Source organism: Paenibacillus sp. P4_E11 (genome assembly GCF_056401635.1).
Window position 1 is genome coordinate 1 of record NZ_JBFUIX010000183.1, and the last position, 5,730, is coordinate 5,730.

Here is a 5,730-nt window from a genome sequence, read left to right on the forward strand (position 1 = left end):
CCTTTTTTGTGTTTGGAAAAGAGTGTCGTTATTCAAGAAAAAGGAGGAGCGAAATAAGGTGAATAAGATGAACAAGATGTTGGTTCGAAAAGCTCTTATGTACTTCTTATGTATAAGTATCATGCTCTCTATGGGCTACACGGGTAGCTTCCATGCGGAAGCGGCCAGCGGGCCGACTATGCAGCCTGCTCTAGTCAATCCGAGCTTCGAGATGCCTTTAGTAGATGGCAGTATTCCTGGTTGGAGTCAGACTATGGGGGTAGGTCAGAATGGGAATGTTACCGTAGTCTCGTCCGTATACCGAAACGGTACAAACAGCTTGAAGCTGGAAGATAACGATACGGGAAGCTTGGCCGTAGAGAGTAAACAGATGGAAGTAACACCTGGAGACAAATACAAAGCATCATCATGGTTGTATTTGGATGGTGGCTCTGTTCAACTACAGTTGCGATTTTATGATGTGAATCATAGCCTGCTTACGGGTGGAATCATTACGAATTCTGCAAGCTTTACAGTAGGCCCGCTTAATGAGTGGCAGCAGCTTTCTGTCAAAGCAATAGCACCGACCACAGCAAGCTATGCTGCTATTGTGGTGATTACCGGTGAGACGACAAGTGGGATTCAATATGTGGACGATATAACTTTTGAGAAAGCTGTTATTAACTCCAAATTTATTACCAATGCTGGTTTTGAAGATCCATTGAATGGAACAACCATTCCTGGATGGACGCAGAGTTTTGGTGTAGGAAACAGTAACGGCTCAGTCACTACAACCACTTACATAAAAAACTCGGGATCCTCAAGCCTCCAGGTATATGATAATCATGGGACTAGCAGTGGTACTGTCTTCGGAGTAAGTAGCGATTTCATTGAAATAACACCGGGAATCCCCTACTCCGTGACAGCATCAGTTTATTTGGAGAAAGGCAGCAGCGGTGTCATTGCGTCACAGCTCCAGATTCGCTTTTATAAAACAACTAGCACTAGTTCTTATATTGGTACTGGTACAAAGACTGCAGAAAGCTCGGTGTTAGGAGTGTGGCATCAAACCTCAATAACTGATGCTGTTGCGCCTATTGATGCTAAATATGCTTCGATCATAGCCGTATCTGGAGCCGCTAAGTCTAGTGTTGGTACGGTATATTGGGATGATTTTCAGTTGACTGAAGAGCGATTTGAGACTGGAACAGAACAAGTAGAAGAACCAGCTGCCCCAGCTAAGTACTATTTGTCGAACGGCAATTTTGAAGCTCCATCAGCAGACAGCAGTATACCAGGTTGGAAAATTAATGCTGGGCTAGCATCCATCAACAAGATCGAACACAAGGAAGGGCAGAACAGTCTATACGTGAAGAATCAAAAAGACACCGGAGCGGGCATCAACATGGAAAGCGGTCTTATGGAAGTGCAGGCCGGTGCGACCTATCGTCTTGGTGCTAATGTGAATATTGAATCAGGCACCATGCAAGGGCTGTATGTTTATGTCTACGACCAAGCAGGGAAGCTGGTCAAGAGCGCTCAGAATACAGATTTTCATCTGTATTTGGATGCAACAGCCCCAGTGGGAGAATGGGCGTATATCGAGAAGCAGTTCACCGTTCAGCCTGGCGGAGCTAAACTTAAGGTATCGGTGATTTCAGGAAATAAGAAAACATATAGCTTTTACCTGGACGATATCAGTGTTACGAAAACCATCAATAACGGCGATTTCGAGCTGAATGTGGTCGATAATGCCATAGTGGGCTGGAAGAAATATGCACCTACAGACGGCAGCACATTCGGGATTACAGCAGATATGCACGCCACAGGCTCGAAGAGCATGTACTTGCAGAGTGATCCTGGCAAATTCCTCAATGTAATTAGTGATTTAATCGAGGTTGAACCGGGAGCGGAGTACACCGCAATGGCAGACCATTATATCGAATACGGGTCTGCGGATATGTATGTGCGGTACTTCGACAAGAATAAGAACTATTTAAGCAAGCAAGCCTGGAGCATCAAGTCCGACCCGGTCGGGACCTGGTTCACAAACTCCGTGAAGGCGACGATTCCTGATGAAGCAGCCTATGCGGCTGTCATGTTCGCTGGTTCCGCTACGAAAACTTACAAATACTACGTGGACAACGTCCGATTGCTCAAAGGCGTGCATGTAGTTCAAGGCAGCATACCGGATAACTCCATCGTGAAGATCGGCCAGGATATGGGTGTGCAGATTCGGAATGTTACGCTGATGAGGGGCGATTACGGGAAAGACGGTAACGGAAGAGATGTTATTTACTCGGTAGCCGTAGGTGCTCCAGGAATGTTCACGATCATGGACATCGAGACCGAGCAAGTGGTGAAGAGCCTGACATTGCCGGATGTAACCGGAGCCTGGTCGGTGAAGGTGTCTGATGACGGCACCGTATACTTGGGAGGCTACAACCTGGGACTCCTGTACCGGTATTTCCCGGCAACGGGTGAACTCAGAAATCTCGGTCATCCGCTGCCGACCAAAGACTCGGTATTATACCCTATGGCGAGCGGGAAAGACGGCAAAATGTACGGCAGCACATATCCTACGGCGAATTTGTATGAATACGATCCTGTTACGAATAAATTCACGGATTTCGGAACGATGTCGGCGCAGAGCAGCGGTGAGCGCTGGACCCGTGTCGTTGTGTATGATCCGGATACGAATAAAGTGTATGCGGGAGTAGGCAATCAGGCTCGGTTGGTCGAGTTTGATGTTGCGACGAAGGTTAAGAAAGATATTCTTCCGCCGCAGTATAGCAATATTATATCTGTATACGACCTGAATCTGGTTGGGGGTAAGCTATTTGCCAAGAAAGAGCAGAACCAGGCGAATGAAATGTTCGTGCTGAATGCGGCAACCGGACAACAAATCACGATCACTAATGCGGATACTGGTACGACGAGCACAGACGTACCGAACTTCTCCAGAGGCGTCTCTCCGAAGTCGCCGATCGCCAATAAAGTGTATTATGCAGCGGCAGGAGGAGCTTTGTACACATACGATTTGGACACGGACACCATACAATCCTTGGGTGTCAGCATTGATGGGGCGGCAATCGGTTACGGTTTCGTGCAGCTTCAGGAAGCCGGATTCCCGGGATACAGCTTGGTCGGGCTGACAGGCAATGGCGGCAAAATGTTCAAGTACAATCTGCAGACGGGAAAAGTGAAAGTTACCGAGATCCAGATTCTTGCAGAGCCGGTCAACATTCACGATATTGAGAAAGGTCCGGACGGGAAGATCTACACCTCAGGATATTTGTCGGGCAATGTTGGCGTACATTCACCTTCTTCGGGACAATCAACCTATCTTAGCGGATTAAGTCAACAAGAAGGCATTACTGCAATTGGAAACAAAATATACTATGGTGTTTACCCAGATGCCAAAATTTACGAATACGATCTGTCCAAACCTTGGAATCGCACGAATTCGGATCAATTGAACCCTGTTGCGCTGTTCGGGTTGAAGGAGAATGCGGATATTCCCGGATATACGCTCCAGGATCGCCCATTCGGAATGGCAGGCTCGGAAGAGTTGAATAAGCTGTTCGTAGGCACGGTTCCGAAGAATGGTTTGTTGGGCGGCGTACTGGCCGTCTATGATGTGGTCACACGCGGCAACCCGGAAGTGTACTGGAACCTGGTGCCGAATCAAAGTATTATTTCTCTAGCTTACAACCAGGGTAAAGTATATGGGGGCACATCGATCCATGGAGGTCAGGGTGGCTCCCCAGTAGCTACGGAAGCCGTACTGTTTGTCTGGGACGTTGCCAGCAAGCAGATCGAATTTCAAGTAGTGCCCGTCGCTGGGAAGCAGGCCATCACGGCTGTGCATATAGGTCCGGACGGCAATGTGTGGGGACTTGCCAACGGTGCATTGTTCGTCTTCGATCCTGTGCAGAAGAAGATCATTTATAGCAAGGATGTGTTCCCTGACGCGAGCGGCCGTTGGATAGACGGGTCGATGGAGACCGGGACAGACGGGAATGTATATGCAACCGTTGCAGGGCGATTCTTCAAGATTGATGCCTTGACGAAAGCTGTAACGGTGCTGGCCACCCAAGTGAAGAAGCTTGCCCAGGATGATTTCGGTAATTTCTATTTGTATACGGATCCTGAAGGTCCGATGTTATACAAGTATACGATTCCGGAATTGGTTGTGAAATTAACAGGAGCCGAACTGAGCGTTCCRACAACCACTCTACATGTAGGTGATAGTGTGCCTGCAGCCTTGAAGGGAATTCTGGAAAAGGGCAGAAGCACGAAGGAATTGTCTGGGGCGACGATCACGTACACGATCAGTGATCCTGCTGCCGTAATGATCGAGAATGGGCTTATCCAGGCGAAGCGGGCAGGCAGCGTCAAGATTACTGCTAACGTCGCTTTAGCTGATCGCAGCGTGCAGAGCAATGAGATCACTTTGGAGATTTCATCGGGAACTCCTGTAGTCGATAAAACAGGACTGAACAGCAAAATTGCAGAAGCAGAAGCGATAGCGGCGGGAAGCTACACCGCAACAAGCTACGCGGTTCTAACCGCGAAGCTGAGCGAAGCTAAGACGGTATCGGCAAAGGCGGATGCAACCGAATCCGAGGTAGCAACAGCCTTGAACGAGCTGACTGCTGCGATTTCCGGGCTTGTCATTCAACAAACGACTGATACCGATGTTAGCCCGGCTCCCGTGCCAGCTCCGGTCAAGGATCCAGCCAAAGATCCGGTTAAAGATCAAGTCAAGGATGACGGCACCATCGCAATTGACCCTAGCAGCATTAAGGTGACCGGCGATAACGCATCAGTGGATGTAGCGCTGAAGTCTTTCGAGGAAGCAGTCAAACGAGCTGCGGCTTCCGCGCAGAAGAACGTCACGATTAATATTCCAGAAGCGGTAAGCGTCACACAAGTTTCCGTGAAGCTTCCACTTGAGGCGATGAAGCAAGCAACAAGCAATGGAATTGCATCGATTCAAGTGAACAGTTCTATCGCACAATTCACCATTCCAATTGAAGCTCTCGGCAATCAAACAGGTCCACTAGACATCAGTATGGCCAAGGTAAATCCTTCGCAATTGAGCCCAGAGGCTGCATTGCAAGTAGGGAATTCACCTGTGTATGATTTTACGATACAGGCGGGCGGGCAGAAAATTACTGCTTTTGCAGGCCATGCGATCGAAATATCAGTTCCTTATCATGCTAAACCGAACGAGGACCCTAACAAAATTGTGATGTATTATGTGAACAGCCAAGGACAGCTTGAGGTGATGAAGTTCTCCTCCTACGATGAGTCGACAGGCAGATTAACGTTTAAGACGAATCATCTGAGCATGTACGTAGTCAAGGAAGCATCGGTCGGCTTCAAGGATGTAGAAGCTTCCCGATGGTCCAAGGGTTATATCGATTATTTGGCAGCAAGAGGGATTATTAACGGAAGAAGTGAGTCTGAGTTCGCTCCGACCGAATCAATTACCCGAGCGGAATTCATTAAGCTAGTCATGGAAACGTTCGATCTTCTAGATGCGAAGGCAACGTCAAGCTTCAGTGATGTTGCCCAAGGAGATTGGTACTATCAGGCGGTAGCGAGTGCGCAGAAGCTTGGGATTGTATCAGGAATTGAGAAGCAACGCTTCGGTACGCAAGAGTTGATTACCCGCCAAGACATGGCTGTAATCGTCTACCGCGCAGCCACTGCCGCACAAGTTAAGCTTGCAAAGGTAACAGC

General features: G+C 48.4%; 1 protein-coding gene. It reads left to right on the forward strand.

Going from position 1 to position 5,730, the window contains the following annotated elements; translation table 11 throughout:
• Positions 1-67: 67 nt before the first annotated feature.
• The coding region (locus AC1DWB_RS30635) for a carbohydrate binding domain-containing protein (protein ID WP_477544882.1) at positions 68-5,730 on the forward strand (5,663 nt) is incomplete at its 3' end.